The organism is Citrobacter sp. Cb041, from assembly GCF_030336655.1.
Classification (GTDB): Bacteria; Pseudomonadota; Gammaproteobacteria; order Enterobacterales; family Enterobacteriaceae; genus Citrobacter; species Citrobacter braakii.
The window spans coordinates 1-296 of record NZ_JAOWDD010000002.1 but is presented as its reverse complement, the minus strand read 5'-3'; the positions used below and the strand labels follow the sequence as shown (position 1 = coordinate 296).

General features: G+C 51.4%; 1 tRNA gene. It reads left to right on the top strand.

Annotated features, from left to right (window positions below):
* The first annotated feature begins 184 nt into the window (after window positions 1-184).
* Window positions 185-260 (top strand) — tRNA-Ala (locus tag OGV52_RS00010).
* Window positions 261-296 lie beyond the last annotated feature (36 nt).

Here is a 296-nt window from a genome sequence, read left to right as displayed (position 1 = left end):
GGCTTGTAGCTCAGGTGGTTAGAGCGCACCCCTGATAAGGGTGAGGTCGGTGGTTCAAGTCCACTCAGGCCTACCAAATTTCTGCTGATGCTGCGTTGCGGCGATGCTCACATACTTCAGTATGCTTCGCGTCACCACGCCTTGCCTCAACAGAAATTAAGGTTAAACGAGATTTAACTACAATGGGGCTATAGCTCAGCTGGGAGAGCGCCTGCTTTGCACGCAGGAGGTCTGCGGTTCGATCCCGCATAGCTCCACCATTCCTTACTGCAAAAAAACAAGAAAACTTCAGAGTG